The sequence below is a fragment of the Mesorhizobium sp. P3_A8 genome (assembly GCF_056402995.1).
This window is the reverse complement of record NZ_JBFUGI010000003.1, coordinates 564,119-581,555: the sequence shown is the minus strand read 5'-3', so window position 1 is coordinate 581,555 and position 17,437 is coordinate 564,119. Positions and strand designations below refer to the sequence as shown.

Genomic DNA, 17,437 nt, shown 5'->3' with positions numbered 1-17,437 from the left:
CGATCAGAGGAAGGCCGGCATCACCCGGTCGATGAACAGTTGCAGCGATTTCATCTTGCGCTCGTGCGAAAGCCCGCTGTCGATCCAGATCGAGTACTGGTCGTAGCCGAGCGCCTCATAGGTCTTCAGCCGGGCGATAACCTCATCGGCCTCGCCGATCACCAGGTTCTGCCTGATCTTGTCGGGCGCGTATTGCGGCATGGCCGCGATCTCGTCCGCCGTGAGCGGCTCCAATATGCCTTGATGCACCGGCTTCTTGTTCTGGAACCAGGCGCCGAACTGGCAGTAGAAATTCGACAGGTCCTGCGTGAGGCGATCGGCATCGGCCGCGTCTTCGGCAACGAAGGTGTGCATCAAAAGCATGATTTCCGGCCGTTCGATCTCGGGATGCGAGGCGCAGGCGGCGTTGAAGCGCTGCATCAGGCTCGTCACCTCGTCATCGCCGGAAGCCAGCGGCGTCACCTGGACCTTACATCCATTGGCGACGGCGAAATCGTGCGAATTCGGGTCGCGGGCCGCCACCCAGATCGGCGGGTAGGGTTTCTGTAGCGGCTTGGGCGAGGAGGTGGTGGCGGGGAATTGCCAGAACTCGCCGGAGAGTTCGAAGTCGCCGTCCCAGAGGCCGCGGATCGCCGGTATGATCTCGCGCATGCGCTGGCCGGCGCCCCAGGCGTCGAGGCCTGGAAAGATGCGCTGATATTCATAGCTGTAGGCGCCGCGCGCGATGCCGATGTCGAGCCGGCCGCCACTGATGACGTCGGCCATCGCGGCTTCGCCGGCAAGCTTGATCGGATGCCAGAAGGGCGCGATCACGGTTCCAGTGCCAAGGCGGATGTGGCTGGTTTTGGCCGCGAGATAGGCGATGTTGATGAAGGGATTGGGCGAGATGGTGAATTCCATGCCATGATGCTCGCCGATCCAGGCGGTCTCGAACCCTGCCTGTTCGGCCATCAGGACCAGCTCCTCGAGCTCGGTCACAAGCTCGGAATGCGGCTTGGCCAAGTCCGACCGTTCCATGTGCACGAAGAGCGAGAATTTCATCCGTGGTCACCTGTATTGACGATGGAAGCGCTGGGTCTGGCGAGCGGCCGGACCTCGCCTTCGACATCGTTGCCGACATAGACGCCGAAGGCATCCACCGAGCATTCCCTGATATAGCGCGCGAGCATCGAGCGGATCGCCGGATCGGGCATCTTCAAGCCTTCGATCGCGTCGATCTCGATCAGCCGGATGCCGCGATCGCTGGAAGCGGGCACATCAAACGTGCCGCGATAGTAGACGTGCGTGCGTGAAACATTTCCGGCGTCGTCCCAGACGGCGAACAGGAAGCCGAGCTGAGCCTCGATGGCCTTTGCCGCAAGCAACCCTCGCAGACTTTTGCCGTCACCGGCCGAGCCCAATCCCCGGCCGCGCGGCAGTTCAAAGCCGTCCGCCGTTTCCAGGAACAGGATCCGGCCACCATTTTCGAGGATGGCGCCGACATCAGTGCCGGGCTGGGTGGCGGCGAGCGCGTCCTGGCTGAGGCCGGGGGCGACATAGGCGCCGCGGCAATAGCCGAGCGGCTGCGCCGAATTGTGCTCGAAATCGCGGACGCGGCCGATGAGGATCGAATGATCGCCGGCCTCGACCAGCCGCTCCATGTCGCAGTCGAAGGACGCGACGGAGCCGTCCAGCACGGGGCTGCCGGTCCGTCCCGGCCGCCATGCCACCGAGGCGAACTTGTCGGCCGCTTTCGAGGCAAAGACGCCGGACGCTGCCTTTTGACCCTCATTCAGGATGTTGATGGCGAAGCTTTTCGAAGTCGCGAAGACGGGATGGCCAAGCGCCTTGTGGGCGATGCAGACCAGCACCAGCGGCGGATCAAGCGACACCGAGGTGAAGGAGTTGGCGGTGAAGCCGCGGGGCTCGCCTTCGGGGCCGATCGTTGTGACGATGGTGACGCCGGTGAGGAAGGAGCCAAGCGCACGGCGGAACTCGCCGCTGTCGAACCCGGTATTCGCCTCCGCAGTGTTGTTTTGTTCGATCGCTTCGTCCTCTGCGAGGAAGTCAACGATATGGCGCGTTGTCAGATCGGGCGCGGCGACCGCCATCATGTGCTTCTCGCCCGGCAGCACCGTGCAGCGGCCATGCGGCGCCAGGCGTCCCATCGCGGCCGACATTGCCGGCGAAGAGTTCCTGTCCTCGGAGCCGGTCATGAACAGGGCCGGCACGGCCAGCGTCGGCAGGCGGTCAGCATGATCGCCGTCGGCACGAGCGAACAGGCGATAAGTGCGGGCATAGCCTTCCGGGTCGACCGCGCTCAGTGCGGATGCCGTCTTCTGCGCTGCCGCCTCCAGTTCGGCCGGCACCGGATCTCCGAACCAGCGGGCAATGGTTTGTGCCGTGCCGGCCGTATCGCTGCGGCCGTTGAGCGCCACGGCGCGCTGGCGAACTGCTTCGGCCAGTTCAGGTGGACGCCGGAACACCGCGTTAAGCGAAACGATGCGGCGGACGCGCTCCGGTGCGTGCAGCGCGAGTTCCTGGGCAACGAGTGCACCCATCGAATGGCCAACGACGGACACCTTGTCGAGGCCGAGATGGTCGAGCAGGCGAACGGCCTGGTCGGCGTAGTCGGCCAGTTCCGGGTGCTGCGGCGGCAGCGGCGAAAGGCCATGGCCGAGCATGTCGATGGCGATCACGTCAAAGCGGTCTGCCATGCGCTCGATCTGCGGCTGCCAGATCGCCGCGTTCATGCCGACACCGTGGATGAACAGCACCGGCGTGCCCGCGCCGGCTCGGATGAAGCCGGTGCCGTCGGGCGCCGTGTCCTGTCGAGCCCATGCGAAAGCGTCAGCCATGCACGTCCCCAAGCTCCTTGAGGTCCTGATAGCGGTCGCCGATGCGGTGATGCGGGCGACCGCCGATCGACGCGCCAAGCGCCACCACCAGCTCGTCCGGCGCCGGCGCATCGCCGATCTGGAAATGCACGGTCAGGTAATGCGAGCGCCGTCCCTCGTCATTCTTGTCCATCAGCGGGATCATGATCGGTGTGTTCGGCCCGCCGCGCAGATTGGTGAAGGCAAGATAGGTCTTGGCGCCGACGGCGCGGCGATAATGGTTGCCGAAATGCAGTGTGTGGATCAGCGCCGAAGCATGCTCGATCTCGCCCGACGTGCCGCAAATGGCCGCCTTGCCGTAGCCCTCGATCGCCTCGCCGGAACCAGCGATGGCAATGATCTCGCGGGTCAGGATCTCTCCCAGCACCGGTGCGCAGGCGCGGATTTCGGGCGAAAGGTCATCGGTGAAGCCGCGACCGGCCCAGGGATTGGTCAGCACCGCGGCGACGCCGATCAGGCGCAGCGGCCGGGGGGCGGCCTTGCCGCCTTCGATCAGCGTGTTCTCGGTATAGGTCACGATCTTGCGAATGGCAGGCTGCATGGAATCCTCGGGTCGGTGATGCCTTGGGGCCGTCCGATCCCCGTATCATCTTATGGTATACCATGCTATGGAGCGCCAAGTACCTTGTCAACCTGGCATGGAATCTGTTTTCGTGACAGCGCAGGAGACAAGACATGCCAGACGACACGCTTCGCATCGACCGCAGCGCCAAGACCTTGAGGACGCTGGCGCTGGAGCGCATGCGCGACGCGATCATGGATTTCCATTTCCAGCCTGGCGAAAGGCTGGTCGAACGGCCGCTTTGCGACCAGCTCGGCGTCAGCCGTTCCGTTGTGCGCGAGGTTCTGCGGCAGCTGGAGGCCGAGGGGCTCGTGCAGATGATCCCCGGACATGGGCCCGCGGTGGCGAGGCCCGACCTTGGCCGTACCGACGAGATCTATGAGCTCAGGGCTCTGCTTGAGGGTATTGCAGCGCGCGCCTGCGCCTTGTCGGCCACCGGCGAGCAACTGGCAACGCTCGAACGCGCGCTGGCGGATCTGTTCGACGCATGGGCGTCGGGGACACCGCCGGCGGTGATGCGGGCGACAACGAAATTCTACGAGGCGCTGTTCGAGGCCGCGGACAAGCGTGTCGCTTGGGAAATCGTCAGCGGGCTGAATGTCCGCATCAATCAGCTTCGTTCGATGACCATTGTCTCGACCAACCGGCGCGAAGCGGCGATCGCCGAGATGAACGAGATCATGGATGCGATCCGAGCACGCAAGCCGGAAGAGGCGGAAGCCGCGGCGCGGCGCCATGTCGAATCCGCCTGGCAGATCGCCCGCACGGCGCTGCGGCCACCGGCGTGAAGCCTATGCACCACTAGCCATGGCGGCTCGGAGCCAGGCCGTGATGGCATCGAAGTCGATCGGCTTTGTCGTGTCTACGTCGAAGAGCGGCCCACGCCGCAGCGGCTCGGCGCGCTTGGCGAGTTCGATCAGCTCGGGGATATAGGCGGCACCGGGATGGCCGGCGGGGCGCTGGTCGAGCCGGGCGCCATAGCGCTCGGCAAGCACTTCGCCGGGCGCGTGGCACCAGATCTCCACGGTCTGTTCGACGCCAGCCTTTCGCAGATGATCCTCGAGAACCTCACGCGGCTGGAAGCCGAACCAGGCGTCGACGATGAAGGTGGTACCGGCAGGGGCTTCACCGACGGCCGACCAGATGGCCTGGTAGCTGGCGCGGCCGAGCGTGCGGTTGAACAGGCGGTCGCCGCCGCCGAGCACTTCGAGGAACGGGTTCTTGATCGTGTCGAGCGCCAGCAACGGCCAGCCCATGCGGTCGGCGATGCCGCGCGAGACCGTGCTCTTGCCGCTGGCAGGGATGCCGTTGACGAGCACGGCGCGCCTGGCGTGGCTGGACTGCGTCAAGGGCGAAACCGGAACCGCCTGCGGCCCCGCCGCCAGCGCCTGCAGGCCAGCGCCGATCACGCCGGCGTCGTCGCCGAGCTGGGCGGGTTCGACGTGGCATTGGTACCAGGGCGCCAGCGCCGGCGCGCGGTCGAGGGCTGCATGTGCCGCCTGGCCAAGGCCGCCGCCAAGCAGCACCAGATCGGGAGCAAGCACGGCAACGGCGGTGTCGATAGCGGCACGCAAGGGTCTCGCCCAGGCGTCGAGAATGGCACGCGCGTGGACGTCGCCGGCCGCATCGCGGGCCAAGAGCTGATCGACAGAAATGTCGGCGCCGAGCCCGGCGCGCGCAATGTGGCGGCCAAGCGCCGTGCCCGAACTGGTGGTTTCGACGCAGCCGCGGCGGCCGCAGGCGCAAACCTCGCCATTGACGTCGACAGTGATGTGGCCGAGCTGTCCCGCCGTTGCCGAGCCGCGCATGATCCGCCGATCTTGAGCGACACCGCCGCCGATGCCGGTGCCGATGGTGAGCATGACGATGTTGCCATGGCCGCGCCCGGCGCCGAGGGCCATCTCGGCGGCCAGCGCCATGTTGCAGTCATTGTCGATGACGACAGGCTTGCCGGTCATGTCTTCCAGGCGCTGCGCCAGGGCAACCGAGGCGAGGTCGACATAGCCGCCCGACAGAACGGCGCCGCGCCGCGCATCGACGCGGCCGGGAATACCGACGCCGATGGCCTTCACATCCGGCGTGTCGAGAAGGCGCACCATGTCGGCGATGCGGCCAAGCACCAGTTCCGGGTCGGGCGCGCTCTTTTCGGAAACGCGCTTGAGGATTTCACCGGTCTCGGAGATGCGGGCGGCACGCAGATTTGTGCCGCCAATGTCGATTCCTATGCTGAGAGGCATGACGTCCTGCGCGTGATCCAAACTAGATTATCAGGCAGCGGCCTTCTGCCGGTAGTGCCCGATCACGGCCTGGATCTCACGCAATCGCGGCACTGCGATGGTCTTAAGCCTTTCGCGCTGGATGTCACGGTCGAGCGATATGCAATCCTTCCACAGCGAGCGGCCGGCGATCACGCCCGAGGCGCCGTTCTGCATGGCGATCTCGACCTGGCCGAGGAAGGTGGCGTGGTTGACGCCGGCCGAAAGCACCGCCCACGGCACGTCGCCGGCCATTTTGGTGATGTTGGCGCAGGCTTGCGGCGTTCCGGGGTAGGGAAGCTTCAGCACCTTGGCGCCGCACTCCAACGAAATCCTGGTGCCTTCTTCGACAAGCCATGGCGTCTTGGTCGCATAGTCCTCGGGGCTTTCCCCATCGAGCTGATAGGTCAGGAATTCGACGACCAGCAGCAGGTCCTCCTGCCCGAAATCGGCGATGCATTGGCGCAGGATGGCGATGTTGTGCTCGTTGGCTTCAGGCTTGTCGGCCCGCAGATACACCATGATCTTACCGCCGGTGCCGCCCAGTGCGCGGACGCGGCGCGCGTCGATGTCGGGAACCAGGCGTGACAGGCGGTAGCCCTCAGGCGAGACGTCGAAACCGGAAGCGTCGAGGCCGATGAGCAGCGCGGTATCGCGGTTCAAGACGCCCTCGTCGACAATGCGCGGCACCGCGCAAAGCGGGTCGAGCAGCACGCAGGACGCGGCACTGGCGAGGTAGCGCGTGATGTCAGCCTTGGTGTCGCCGAGCATGTCGTTGGTGATCTTGGCCTGTTCGGCGGGATCCGACGCCAGCAAGGTCCGCATGCCGCCGCGCTGGTCGCAGGCGATGGCCACCATGGCCCCGTCCTTGCCGCATATCTGCTGATAGCCGCGCAGTTCCGCGGTGGTCATCTTCGTCATGGTCTCAATCCGATGTTGGCGCTCTCTCGGAGGGCGCGGATCCCGTGAAAACAATGTTCGGTTCTGCCCGCCTTGCCGGCAGGCAGGGAGATTTTGCCGAGGTACTGCGCCATCCGCCCTCGCGAACAATGCCTCGCCGGCCTTGCGACCAAGGATCGGCCGAAAGTTGCGAGTTGGCTGGATTTGCGCGATAACTCCCGTCGGCGTATACGTGTGTAACACGTTGCTGAAAGGAATTGCAAGCTGTCTGTTTCCCCCATCCAGGATGCGGCCGCATCGCGGACGATGCTGCATACGGTTGCCAAGCTGCATTATGTGGAAGAGCTGTCGCAGGTCGACATCGCGCGGCAGCTGGGTGTCTCTACCGCGACGATTTCGCGCCTGCTGCAGCGGGCGCGGGCGGAAGGGGTCGTGCGAATCGAGGTTCTCGACCTGGCGACGCCTGAGGACATCACCAGGCAACTGATCGATGGCTTGAAATTGCGCGATGCCGCCGTGGTCGAGACGCCGGCTGCGGGCACTCTGGCGGCGCTCGCGGCGCCGCTTGGCGGGCTGCTCAGGCAGGCGCAATTGATGGCGGGCGCCGTCGTCGCCATCGGCTGGGGACGCGCCGTGCGCGAGGTGATCCGGGCCGGCCTGCCGCGCATGCCCGGCGTGCTGACCGTGGCTGCCACCGGTGGCATGCAGCAGCAGGCGGCGCATTTTCAGGTCAACGAATTCGTGCGGCTTGCCGCCGAGGAGTTTGGCGGCACACCGCATTTCATTCACGCGCCCTATCTGCCCTCCACCGAATTGCGCGAGGTCTTCCTGCGCGACACGGCCATCCGCGATGCCGTCGCGTTGTGGGAGCGGACCGATGTCGCGATCGTCGGCATTGGCCTGCCGCATGCCATCAATGCTCCCGAGGCAAGCGCCGCCACGCCGAGCGAGCAGGCGCTGGTTCATGCGGCCGGCGACGTGCTTCGCCATTACTTCGATGCCGAGGGCACGCTGATCGCCTGGGAAGGCGAGAGCCGGATGATCGCCATGTCGCCGGCGCAGCTGCGCGCCGTGCCGCTGGTCATCGGCCTTGCCGCGTCGCCGGAGAAGGCGACGGCAATCATTGCCGCCGTTCGCGCCGGGCTGATCAACACGCTGGTGACGGATACCAAGACGGCGCAGGCCATCCTCGCGACGCTCGCGTAGCGATTGAACGGGCAGGGCGCTACCGCGATTGGTGGCTCTGGGCGATCCAAGGCGCGGCCACGAAAACCAGTTGTGCCGCCGCAAGCCCCGCGCGATAGTTGACCGGGGCTCTACGGAGCAGTCGGATGTTGTACGGTGTGAAAAACCCGGCGCTGTCAGCTCGGAAAAACCGGGTTGCAATTTATTTCTGCAAAGTGTTACAAGTTCGAACGCCCGCCGCCAAGGCGCGGCGCAGGCCACGGTTTGCCGGACCTCGCGGAGGCTGAGGAACGGGCTGTGGCCAGATACGCCGGTCGGCTGACCGGCTGACATATAGACTGGAGGGCGCTTGGGAGGAGCTGCCCGCGAAAGGCAAACAGGCGTTCCCGGCCGTCGCATCCGAACGGATGACGGCCATTCCGATGTCACTTGCAACGGCAGATCTGCCAATAATGAGGAGGATGTCATGAAGAAGATTGTTGCCGCGCTCGCGGCGCTTGCCGTCAGTGCGACGGTGCTGATGGCGCCTGCACAGGCGCAGGACAAGAAATACACCATTGCGCTCATTCCGGGCCTGACCACCGACGGCTTCTACATCACCATGCGCAAGGGCGCCCAGGCGGCGGCCGATGCGCTTGGCGTGACCCTGGTTTTCCAGGGCGCGCCGGACTTCAACCCGGTCACCCAGGTGCCGGTGCTCGACGCCGTCATCGCCAAGAAGCCTGACGCGATCCTGATCGCGCCGACCGACAAGGTTCAGCTGGTCGAACCGCTGCGCAAGGCCAATGACGCCGGCATTCCGGTCATCACTGTCGACACATTCATTGGCAGCGGCGTCTACCAGACCGGCGCCGGCGATGCCGATTTCCCGCTGGCCTACATCGCTTCGGACAATGTCCTGGGCGGCGAGATTGCCGCTCGCGCGCTTGCCACCGCCATTGGCGACAAGGGCAAGGTCTATGTGTCGAACGTCAAGCCCGGCATCTCGACCACCGACCAGCGTGAGGAAGGCTTCAAGAAGGAGATGGCCAAGCATACGGGCATCACCGTGCTGGAGACCCAGTTCAATGACGACGACGCAAACAAGGCGGCTTCGCAGCTGCAGGCGGTGTTCGCCCGCAATCCCGACCTGGTCGGCGTGTTCGGCGCCAATCTGTTCTCGGCACTGGGTGCCGCCAACGGCGTCAAGCAGGCCGGACAGAGCGGCACCGTCAAGGTTGTCGCCTTCGATGCTCCGACCAGCATCGTCGACAACATCAACACCGGCCTTGTCGATGTGGCGATCGCCCAGCATCCCGCCGAGATCGGCTATTATGGCGTCGTCTCAGCCTATGCTCATCTGACCGGCCACTCGATCCCGGTCACCATCGGCACCGGCTTCACGATCATGGACAAGTCCAACATCGCTGACCCGAACATCTCGAAGTATCTCTACTCCGAGTAAGTCCAGACCAGCTCGGCTCCTCCCGGCCCGCCGGGAGGAGCCTGCCGGGTCCTCGCCAATCGAGGCCCGTTTGAAGGCGCCGCGGAGTATCCATGACCTCGACATCACCAGCCCAGCCGGCCGACAAGCATGTCGCCCCTCAGGCCGATCACGGCGATCCGGCCAGGAGCCTGATCGCACGCATCGCCGAAGGGCGCGCCTGGCTGTTCCTTGCCGGCCTGCTCATCTGTTTCGAGGCCTGGTCACGGCTCGCCTTCGGCGCGACCTTCGTGCTCAATCCGTTCAACCTGCAGTCCATCGCCATCTTCGCCGTGGCGCCGCTGCTGCTGGCGACTGGACAGACCTTCGTCATCATTTCGGGCGGCATCGACCTGTCGCTCGGCTTTATCATGGGGCTGGCCGCCGTCATCGCCGCGCATGCCACCAATTTGGCGGGGGCTGCCATTCCCCTGCCGCTGGCCATGCTGGCGGGCATCCTCGCCTCGGTGATCGTTGCCGGCGTGCCCGGCGTCATCAACGGCCTGCTGATCTCGCGCCTCAAGGTTCCACCCTTCATCGGCACGCTCGGCATGTTCGGCGTCGCCCGCGGCGCCGCCTTCCTGCTCGCCGGCGGCACGACGGTGCCGGTGCAGAATTCCTGGTTCGCGCTGCTCGGCAACGGCAAGTTCTATGGCGTGCCCTATCTGGTGCTGATCACCGCGGTCTTCGTCATTGTGATGCACTATCTGCTCAGCCAGACCCGGTTCGGCCAGCACAATTATGCCATCGGCGCCAATGTGCAGGCGGCGCGGCGCGCCGGCATCGACATCAGGGGCCACATATTGCGGCTCTATGTGCTGTCGGCGATGTGCGCCGGCCTTGGCGGAGCGCTCTACGCCGCGCGCTTCACCGCGGGTGCGGCGCAAGCCGGCGAGCCCTTGCTGCTCGACAGCGTCGCGGCGGTGGTCATCGGCGGCGCCAGCCTGTTCGGCGGCTCCGGCACCATCTTCGGCACGGTCGCCGGTGCGCTGGTGATCGCGGTCATCCAGTACGGGCTGGTCTTCGTCAATGTAGAGCCGTTCTGGCAGTTCATCGCTGTCGGCGTCGTCATCATCATTTCCGTTCTTATCGACCAGGCGCAGCGCCGGTTCAGTGGAGCCCGTCAGGATGAATAGCAGCAACCAGACCACGCCCCTGCTGGAAGTCCGCAACCTCTCCAAGCATTTTGGCGCCGTGCGCGCGCTCAACGACTTCTCCATGGCCGTGCGGCCGGGTGAGGTGGTGGCGCTGGCCGGTGACAACGGTGCCGGCAAGACGACGCTGATCAAGGCGATATCGGGCGTGTTCCAGCCGACGGGCGGCGAAATCCTGCTCAGGGGCCAGCCGGTGACGTTCGCGACGCCGCAGGAGGCGCGCGAGAAGGGCATCGAGACGATCTACCAGGATCTCGCGCTCGCCGACAATCTGTCGATCGGCGCCAACATCTTCCTTGGCCGCGAACCGATGCGCAAGGCGTTCGGCTTCCTGCCGGTGCTTGACCGCAAAGCAATGGCCGAGGCTGCCAAGGCGACGATGGGGCGGCTGGACTTCCATGTCAGCCGGCTCGAGGCTCCGGTCAGCAATTTCTCCGGTGGCCAGCGCCAGGCCGTCGCCATCGGCCGCGCCGTCTACTGGGATGCGCAGATCCTGATCATGGATGAGCCTACCGCCGCCCTTGGCGTGCCGGAGCAGCGCAAGGTGATTTCGCTGATCCACCAGCTCAAGGCGCAGGGGCGCGGCGTGATCTTCATCTCGCACAATCTGCAGGACATTTTTGCGGTGTCGGACCGCATCGTCGTGCTGCGGCGCGGCGTCCAGGCCGGCGAGCGCAAGATCTCCGAGACCAACCATGACGAGGTCGTCAAGCTGATGGTCGGCGGCTAAGCTGTGCCGATATTCAGGTGATGCCGGTCTGCAAACGACGGCTTCCTGCGCTTCCCCGTTCTACTGCGTCGCAGTAGAACGGTGCTCACGTACTTTAAGTACGCTCCGCTCCGGTTCTCGGAAGCCATCGTTTTCGACTCGGCCTGACCCGATCTCAACACACCTTTGATCGTCAATTGCTTAGCCGGCATCGCGATTGGTCAGCGCGATGTGGCAGCAGCCGGAACCGTGGCCCGGGGTCCAGGTAACATTGTCGAAGCGCACGCCGGTCGCCTCGAACAGGCCGCGGTCGAAGGCGCCGGCAATGCGGCAGAGCGTGGCGAGCTTTTCGTCTCCGACGTCTGCCTCGACCCAGGCGTCCTTCAGCGGGCAGCGCTTCACCTTGAAGGCGATGCGGTCATCACCACGTTCGACGTCGGTCGGATACATCAGGCCTCCGTCCGGACTGACGGCAAGAAACGCTTCGCCGATCGCGCGTGCGTCGTTGGCGCCGAAGCTGGCGAAGGCTGCCGCCGCCACTTCCTTGCCGCGCTGCTCGATGGCGCGGATCATGATCGCCTCGGCCTTTTCAGCACCCATCTCCCCGCTCAGCTCTTCAAGGAACAGGCGGTAGAGATCGGCACGGTTGCGGAAGGCGGAATCGAGTTCGCGCGACAGTTTTTCGGCTCTGGCTTCGGGGTCGGTCATGATGCGTCCTGCGGGGTTCTTTTCAGCTTTGGCGCTGCTGCCACCAGCGCCTTGCCGATGGTCGATTGCGGTGCGTCGATGATGGCGCGGGCATCGCCGCTCTCGGCGATCCGCCCGGCATCGAGAAGGACGACACGGTGGGCGATGGCACGGACGACGCCGAGATCGTGGGAAATGAAGAGATAGGCGATCCGTTCCTGCCTCTGCAGGTCGAGCAACAGGTCGAGGATTTGTCCGCGCACCGAGACGTCGAGTGCTGATACCGCTTCGTCAAGCACGATCAGCGACGGTTTCGTGGCGATGGCGCGGGCGATGGCGACGCGCTGGCGTTGGCCGCCGGAGATTTCATGGATGGCACGGGGCGCAAGCTCCGCCGACAGCCCGACGCGCTCGAGCAAGGCGGCGATACGGCTTGGGCGCTCGGCGCGGGAGGCGATGCCATGGATGCGCAAGGGATCGTCAAGCACGCGCGCCACCGTGGCGCGCGGATTGAAGGCGGCAAGCGGATCCTGGAACACCATTTGCAGGCGGGCGCGGCGAGCACGCAGAGCAGCGCCACGCAAGGCCAGGAAGTCATCGCCCTCGAAGTCGATGCGGCCGGCGTCCGGCTCGATCAGCCGCAACACCAGCCGCGCGATCGTCGATTTGCCGCTGCCGGAGGGGCCGGCCAATGCCAGTGTTTCGCCGGGCTCGATATGAAAGGAGACATCGTCGACGGCGATGACGGTGTCACCGCCGCGACGGTAGCGCTTGGTGAGGTTCGACACTGCGAGCAGGCTCATGCGTGCAGCCCGACCCGCTTCAGCAAGGGTTCGGCGTCGAGGCCGATATGGGCGTCCAGCAGGGTGCGGGTGTAGGCTTGCGTTGGGGCGCCGACAATCTGCGCCGTCGTGCCAAGCTCGACCAATTGACCGTGGCGGAAGACGGCGATGCGCTCGGCAAGGTCGGCCGCCAGCGCGATATCATGGCTGATGAACAGCAGCGTCATGCCGTCCTCGGCCACCAGCCGCCGGATCAGCGCGACGATCTCGGCTTGCACGATGGTGTCGAGCGCGCTGGTCGCCTCGTCGGCGATCAGCAGTTTCGGCCCGGCCGCGATCGCGGCCGCGATCGCCACGCGCTGCTTCTGGCCGCCGGAGAGCTGATGCGGGAAGGCATGCAGGGCCGAGTATGGATCAGGGAGGCGGACGCGTTCGAGCAGGGTTTTGGCTCTTGCATAGGCCTGCGGCCAATTCAGGCCGAGATGGGTGCGCGCGACTTCGGCGATTTGTTTGCCGATGGTCATGACGGGATCGAGGCTAGCCGAGGGGTCCTGGAAGACGAAGCCGATGTCGCGGCCGAGGAGGGGCAGTCCACCGCGAAGATGACGAAGTTGGCGCTCTATGGCGCCCCCCTCTGTCCTGCCGGACATCTCCCCCACTAGGGGGGAGATTGCGCTGTCGCCACCGCTTTCGCCAATCTCCAACGCTGCAGAGGGAGAGCCGGCGACGGAGCTGCCGATCTCCCCCCTTGTGGGGGAGATGTCCAGCAGGACAGAGGGGGGCGCCTGGACACCCAAGGTTGGTTGTGTTCGCCAGAACCAATCGATGCGACCTCCAACCTTGGCGGAAGCCGGCAACAACCCCGCAATCGCCAGCGCCAGCGTGCTCTTGCCGGAGCCACTTTCGCCGATAATAGCCAGACGCTCGCCAGCCATGATGTCGAGGCTGATGTCCCTCAGCGCTGCCACCTCGCTGCCGTCGCGGCGGTAGGTCACCGTCAGGTCGCGGATCGACGCCAGCACGCTCACGACAGGCCTCGTCTGACCGCCGTCGTCTCGACGATGCCTTCACCGGCCAGATAGACGCCCAGTACCGTCAGCACCAGTGCTATGCCTGGAACGATCGACAGGAAGGGCGCGGTGCGCAGCACGGCGCGGCCTTCGGCGATCATGCCGCCCCAGGTGACGCGGTTCGGGTCGCCGAGGCCGAGGAAGGACAGCGCCGCCTCGGTGAGGATGGCGGCGGCGACGATCACCGATGACATCGCCAGCACCGGCGGCAAGGCGTTGGGCAGCACCTCGCGAAAGGCGATTTCGAGCGGATGCATGCCTATGGCACGGGCACTGGCGACATAGTCGCGTTCGCGGATGGAGAGGACTTCCGCACGGGCAATTCGCGCCGGGCCGGTCCAGGTGCCGAGCGCTATTGCCGCAACGACGACGCCAAGCGACGGCCCAACGACGCTGACGAAGGCCAGCGCCAGCAGGAAGCTCGGCACGGTCTGGAAGGCATCGGTGATGCGCATCAGCACCTCGTCGACGAGACCGCCGGCAAAGCCGGCCAGCGTGCCGACCACAGAGCCGATAGCGAGTGCGGCCGCCGCTGCAGCGAGCCCGACGGCAAGTGAGGTGCGGGCGCCGTGGAAAAGCTCGGCCAGCACGTCGCGGCCGAGCCGATCGGTGCCGAGAGGCAGCGACCAGTCCTCGAAGGGCGGCAGCAGCGCCGGGCCGGCGATGGCTTGCGGGTCGCCGGGAAACAGCAGTGAGGCCGACAGCGCCATCGCTATCAGCGCACCCAGAAGGATGGCGCCGGCAACAGCCTCGGGAGTGCGCAGGAAGCGGCGGAGCGTATTCATGTGCCGGCCTCGTTGGCGCCAACGCGCGGATCGAGGAAGGCATAGGCGATGTCGACGAGCAGGTTGATGACGATGACCAGGACAGCGCTGACGAGGATGATCCCCAGCAGCAGCGGCGTGTCGCGCGAAGCCACGGCTTCCTGCGCCAGCCGGCCGAGGCCTGGCACGGAAAAGACGCTCTCAATGACGACGCTGCCGCCCAGCATCTGCGCCGATTGCAGGCCGAGCATAGTGACCAGCGGCAGCAGCGCATTGCGGGCGACATGGGCGAGCACGATGCGGCGGCGCGAAAGCCCCCTGGCGCGAGTGGCCAGGACAAAATCCTGGCGCCAGACCTCGGCCATGCCGGCGCGCATCATGCGCAGATAGAGTGCAAGGTAGATGAAGCCGAGGGCGGACACCGGCAGCACCAAATGGATGGCGATGTCGGCGGCGCGGTCGAGGCCGGTCCTGTCCGAGGCCAGCGTCTCGATACCGCCGATCGGCAGCCAGCGCAGGTCTACGGCGAAGATCACGATCAGCACCAGGCCGAGCCAGAAACCCGGCACGGCATAAAGCGCCAGCGAGCCGATCGACAGGAAGCGATCGCGGAAACTTCCGGGCCTGGCGCCGGCATAGATGCCGAGCGCCGAGCCGAGCCCGAAGGACAGCGCGGTGGCGCTGACCATCAGCAGCAGCGTGTTGGGCAGCCGTTCGAGGATCACGTCGCGGATCGGTCTGGAGAAGGTCACCGACTGGCCGAGATCGAGATGCAGCAGCGCCCAGAGATAGTTGGCCAACCGCGTCAGTTCGGACTGATCGAGGCCCCAGCGATGGCGCAGCAATTCGATCATGCCGGCATCGCCGCCGGTCGAGACGATGTAGGCATCGACGGCGTCGCCGGGGGCGGCTTCGAGCAACAGGAACGTACCGATGATGACAATCAGCAGCACGAAGACGCTGCCGACGAGGCGACGGCGGATGAGGGTGAGGGCGCGGGTCATGGCGATGACATGACACTGTGCCGATCGAGAGAAGTGGGGTGTATAGGCACCCCCCTCTGTCCTGCCGGACATCTCCCCCGCAAGGGGGGAGATTGGATGTCACCTCTGCCTTCGCTAACCTTGGATGCCGAATTTGCGCGACGGCGAAACTGCCGATCTCCCCCCTTGCGGGGGAGATGTCCGGCAGGACAGAGGGGGGTGTGACGAAACTCGGCCTTAGGCCATGTCCCACCACCGATTTCTTCGCGAATTCTCATCCGCGCAAATGTGTCACGATTCCAGATACGTGTCCGCCCAGTTCGACACCGCCCAGCGCGGGTTGTTGGCGATGTTCCCCACCGTGTCGCGGGCGACGCTGATGAAACTCCATTCGGCGACGTTGATCAGCGGCAGGTCGGTGGCCACTTCCTTCTGGAACTCCTTGTAGAGGTCGGTGCGGGCCGCCGTGTCGAGCGTTTCCGAGGCCTTGGCGATGAGCGCGTCGAGCGCGTCGTTCTTGTAGCCGCCCTGGTTGGAGAACGGCACGCCGTCGGGAATGCCGCTCTGCACCAGGATGGTGGTCGAGATCGCCGGGTCGCCGCGGAACACCGGCGGGCCGACGGCGAGGTCGAAGGCGTGGTCGGTGTAGACGGCCTTGATGTGCGCGGCCGAGTCGTTGTTGACCAGCTCCGCGTCGATGCCTATTGCGGCCAGCGCCTGGCGCAGATAGTCGCCGAACTGCTTGGTCTCGTTGAAATAGGGCGCCGGCAGGAGTTTCAGCGTAAAGCGCTTGCCGTCCGGGCCTTTCTTGTAGCCGGCCTCGTCGAGCAGCGCGTTGGCCTTGGCGACGTCGAAGGCATAGGTCGGCACATCGGCGGTGTAGAATTGCGGGTCGTTCTTCGGCACCGGTCCGGTGGCGGTGGCGGCATAGCCGAGGAACACCGTCTTGACGACGAAATCCTTGTCGATGGCATGCGCGATTGCCTGCCGCACCTTCACATCGGCCAGTTCCTTGCGGCGATGGTTGATCTCGACGACGAGCTGATAGGTCAGCCCTTCATAGCCCTTGCTGATCACCTTGAGGCCAGGCACCTTGGAGATGCGTTCGAGATCTGCCAGCGGCACCGCGGAAAAAGCGGCGAGCTGGATTTCCTCGGCCTCCAATGCGCTCGCGGCCGACGTGCGGTCGGGCAGGACCTGATAGATGATCTCGTCGAGATAAGGCTCGTCCTTGCCCCAGTAATCGGTGTTCTTGGTCAACCGGTAATACTGGCCGGCCTTGTACTCGCCGAACTTGAACGGCCCGGTGCCGATCGGCGCGTTGTTGGCCGGGTTGTCCTCGATCTTGCCCACTTCGTAGATGTGCTTCGGCACGACGCTGCTCAGCGCCGGCAGCGCGTTGCGGATCAGCTGGAACGGCGTCGGCTTGGCGAACTTGAACACGGCGGTGAGATCGTCCGGGGTGTCGACGCTGGCCAGATCCTTGAACACGGTGCGGCCGAGATTCTGCAGCGGCTTCCAGATCTGCAGTGCCGAGAAGGCGACGTCGGCCGAGGTGAACGGCTTGCCGTCATGCCATTTGACGCCGTCACGCAGTTTGAACGTCACTGACAGCCCATCGGCGGCGCCTTCCCAGCTCAGCGCCAGGCGTGGCGCCAGGCCGTCCTTGCCGTCGAAGGAGGCTTCGGCGAGCGTCTCGACGATCTTGCTGGAGATGAAGAACACGCCGTTGGAGGCGACGATCGCCGGGTTGAGGTTGCGCGGCTCGGAATCGGCGGCAAGCACCAGCCGGCCGCCCTTCTTCGGTGTCTGCGCCCAGCCCAGTGTCGGCATGGCGGTGGAGGCCAGCAGCATCGCCGAGCCGGCAAGCATTTTGCGTCTGGAAATCGTGAAACCTGACATGATCGAACTCCGTCCTCTCCGCGACCCGGTCGGGCGCGACAACACCCCTCGAATGCCGGCATCGGCATTCTTGCGGTGGTGATTATGAGCCTTGCCGAGGGTTTCGCCAGAGACGGAATTGGCGCATCCTTGCTTGGCTTTGAAAT

Annotated in this window: 16 protein-coding genes; 5 read left to right on the top strand and 11 right to left on the bottom strand. The window is 65.3% G+C overall.

Going from position 1 to position 17,437, the window contains the following annotated elements:
• Positions 1 to 3 precede the first annotated feature (3 nt).
• Genes AC1DX4_RS10615 through AC1DX4_RS10605 form a run of 3 tightly spaced genes read right to left on the bottom strand, consistent with a single transcriptional unit; the run spans position 4 to position 3,417 of the window.
• Positions 4 to 1,041 (bottom strand): LLM class flavin-dependent oxidoreductase, encoded by a 1,038-nt coding sequence (locus AC1DX4_RS10615; protein ID WP_477220267.1) that lies wholly within the window; start codon positions 1,039 to 1,041, stop codon positions 4 to 6.
• The gene (locus AC1DX4_RS10610; protein WP_477220266.1) at positions 1,038 to 2,837 is read right to left on the bottom strand and encodes an alpha/beta fold hydrolase; all 1,800 of its coding nucleotides are present in this window, start codon (positions 2,835 to 2,837) and stop codon (positions 1,038 to 1,040) included. Before AC1DX4_RS10610 ends, AC1DX4_RS10615 begins: the two co-directional genes overlap by 4 nt.
• Positions 2,830 to 3,417 carry an amino acid synthesis family protein gene (locus tag AC1DX4_RS10605; RefSeq protein ID WP_477220265.1) on the bottom strand — a complete coding sequence of 196 codons (588 nt, stop codon included), beginning with the start codon at positions 3,415 to 3,417 and terminating at the stop codon, positions 2,830 to 2,832. The genes AC1DX4_RS10610 and AC1DX4_RS10605 overlap by 8 nt, the downstream gene beginning before the upstream one ends.
• A 134-nt stretch (positions 3,418 to 3,551) precedes the next feature.
• Here AC1DX4_RS10605 and AC1DX4_RS10600 point away from each other — a divergent pair, with 134 nt between their 5' ends.
• Positions 3,552 to 4,226: a GntR family transcriptional regulator gene (locus tag AC1DX4_RS10600; RefSeq protein ID WP_477220264.1), complete on the top strand. Its 675-nt coding sequence runs from the start codon at positions 3,552 to 3,554 to the stop codon at positions 4,224 to 4,226.
• 3 nt (positions 4,227 to 4,229) lie between these two features.
• Here AC1DX4_RS10600 and AC1DX4_RS10595 read toward each other — a convergent pair whose 3' ends face one another.
• Both AC1DX4_RS10595 and AC1DX4_RS10590 read right to left on the bottom strand, forming a co-directional pair.
• Positions 4,230 to 5,675 (bottom strand): ROK family protein, encoded by a 1,446-nt coding sequence (locus AC1DX4_RS10595; RefSeq protein WP_477220263.1) that lies wholly within the window; start codon positions 5,673 to 5,675, stop codon positions 4,230 to 4,232.
• 30 nt (positions 5,676 to 5,705) lie between these two features.
• Entirely contained in the window at positions 5,706 to 6,614 is a 909-nt protein-coding gene (locus AC1DX4_RS10590; RefSeq protein WP_477220262.1) for a tagatose-bisphosphate aldolase, read from the bottom strand.
• A 285-nt stretch (positions 6,615 to 6,899) separates the two neighbouring features.
• On the opposite strand from AC1DX4_RS10590, the gene AC1DX4_RS10585 reads away from it, so the two are divergent.
• The 4 genes from AC1DX4_RS10585 to AC1DX4_RS10570 all read left to right on the top strand — a co-directional run bounded on the left by AC1DX4_RS10585 (position 6,900) and on the right by AC1DX4_RS10570 (position 11,124).
• Positions 6,900 to 7,799 carry a sugar-binding transcriptional regulator gene (locus tag AC1DX4_RS10585; protein WP_477220261.1) on the top strand — a complete coding sequence of 300 codons (900 nt, stop codon included), beginning with the start codon at positions 6,900 to 6,902 and terminating at the stop codon, positions 7,797 to 7,799.
• Positions 7,800 to 8,244: 445 nt separating this feature from the next.
• Positions 8,245 to 9,222, top strand: coding sequence for an ABC transporter substrate-binding protein (locus AC1DX4_RS10580; RefSeq protein ID WP_477220260.1), 978 nt, complete (start codon positions 8,245 to 8,247; stop codon positions 9,220 to 9,222).
• Between the two features lie 92 nt (positions 9,223 to 9,314).
• On the top strand, positions 9,315 to 10,376 hold the full coding sequence (locus AC1DX4_RS10575; RefSeq protein ID WP_477220259.1) for an ABC transporter permease subunit: 1,062 nt from the start codon (positions 9,315 to 9,317) through the stop codon (positions 10,374 to 10,376).
• Positions 10,369 to 11,124 (top strand): ATP-binding cassette domain-containing protein, encoded by a 756-nt coding sequence (locus AC1DX4_RS10570; RefSeq protein ID WP_027043364.1) that lies wholly within the window; start codon positions 10,369 to 10,371, stop codon positions 11,122 to 11,124. Before AC1DX4_RS10575 ends, AC1DX4_RS10570 begins: the two co-directional genes overlap by 8 nt.
• Positions 11,125 to 11,304: 180 nt before the next feature.
• Here the strand turns inward: AC1DX4_RS10570 and AC1DX4_RS10565 are convergent, their stop codons facing one another.
• The 6 genes from AC1DX4_RS10565 to AC1DX4_RS10540 form a co-directional block, all read right to left on the bottom strand.
• Entirely contained in the window at positions 11,305 to 11,811 is a 507-nt protein-coding gene (locus tag AC1DX4_RS10565) for an L-2-amino-thiazoline-4-carboxylic acid hydrolase (protein WP_477220258.1), read from the bottom strand.
• A complete protein-coding gene (locus AC1DX4_RS10560; protein WP_477220257.1) occupies positions 11,808 to 12,593 on the bottom strand; it encodes an ABC transporter ATP-binding protein in 786 nt (261 codons plus the stop codon). Before AC1DX4_RS10560 ends, AC1DX4_RS10565 begins: the two co-directional genes overlap by 4 nt.
• Positions 12,590 to 13,600, bottom strand: coding sequence for an ABC transporter ATP-binding protein (locus AC1DX4_RS10555; protein ID WP_477220256.1), 1,011 nt, complete (start codon positions 13,598 to 13,600; stop codon positions 12,590 to 12,592). Before AC1DX4_RS10555 ends, AC1DX4_RS10560 begins: the two co-directional genes overlap by 4 nt.
• Positions 13,597 to 14,427, bottom strand: coding sequence for an ABC transporter permease (locus AC1DX4_RS10550; RefSeq protein ID WP_477220255.1), 831 nt, complete (start codon positions 14,425 to 14,427; stop codon positions 13,597 to 13,599). The genes AC1DX4_RS10555 and AC1DX4_RS10550 overlap by 4 nt, the downstream gene beginning before the upstream one ends.
• The gene (locus tag AC1DX4_RS10545; protein WP_477220254.1) at positions 14,424 to 15,410 is read right to left on the bottom strand and encodes an ABC transporter permease; all 987 of its coding nucleotides are present in this window, start codon (positions 15,408 to 15,410) and stop codon (positions 14,424 to 14,426) included. The genes AC1DX4_RS10550 and AC1DX4_RS10545 overlap by 4 nt, the downstream gene beginning before the upstream one ends.
• 270 nt (positions 15,411 to 15,680) lie before the next feature.
• Positions 15,681 to 17,291 (bottom strand): ABC transporter substrate-binding protein, encoded by a 1,611-nt coding sequence (locus tag AC1DX4_RS10540; protein ID WP_477220253.1) that lies wholly within the window; start codon positions 17,289 to 17,291, stop codon positions 15,681 to 15,683.
• Positions 17,292 to 17,437 lie beyond the last annotated feature (146 nt).